Source organism: Roseomonas acroporae (assembly GCF_023223525.1).
Taxonomy (GTDB): domain Bacteria; phylum Pseudomonadota; class Alphaproteobacteria; order Acetobacterales; family Acetobacteraceae; genus Roseomonas_E; species Roseomonas_E acroporae.
The window spans coordinates 1-544 of sequence record NZ_JALPRX010000288.1; the positions used below are offsets into that span (position 1 = coordinate 1).

Here is a 544-nt window from a genome sequence, read left to right on the forward strand (position 1 = left end):
CGCGCCGCGCAGCAGCAGGCGGCGGGAGGCGCGGCATGAGCGCCATCCTGCCCCGGCGCCATGCCCTGCGCGGCGCCGCGCTCGCCACCCTCGCTGCCGGGGCTTCGGTCCCGGCGGCTGCCACCGCCACGGGCAACGACACGCTGCTGCTGACGCTGCTGGCGGACCAGCGCGTGGCGTGGGACCGCCACGAGGCAGCATGCGCCGCATGGGGCGACGCGGAGGACACGCCTGACGAGCCGGTAGCGGAAGAAGAGCGCAGCGCGAGCCTCGCCGCATGGGAAGCCGTCATGGCGCGCATCGCCGAGATCCCGGCGGACGGGCTCGCCGGCCTGTGCGTGAAGGCCATGCTGATCGCGCGCGCGCTGGATGAAGGCGGCTCCCTGGCCGATTGGCGTGTCGGGGAGAGCTTGCGCGCCGACATCGCACGCCTGGCGCCAGCGGTGACGGTGTGAGCGCCCGCCAGCATCACGGAGAGGCGCGCCGCGACGGCGCGTCACTCCCGCTCGAGCTGCGCCGCCTCGCCCCGGCGCTGTGCCAGCGC

General features: G+C 76.1%; 1 protein-coding gene. It reads left to right on the plus strand.

Annotated features, from left to right (window positions below; genetic code table 11):
• The first annotated feature begins 35 nt into the window (after nt 1-35).
• On the plus strand, nt 36-455 hold the full coding sequence (locus M0638_RS28560) for a hypothetical protein (RefSeq protein ID WP_248670349.1): 420 nt from the start codon (nt 36-38) through the stop codon (nt 453-455).
• Nucleotides 456-544: the final 89 nt, after the last annotated feature.

Excerpts from the sequence above, each read along its gene's own strand:
- M0638_RS28560 (WP_248670349.1), top strand. The coding sequence starts at position 36 with ATGAGCGCCATCCTGCCCCGGCGCCATGCCCTGCGCGGCGCCGCGCTC.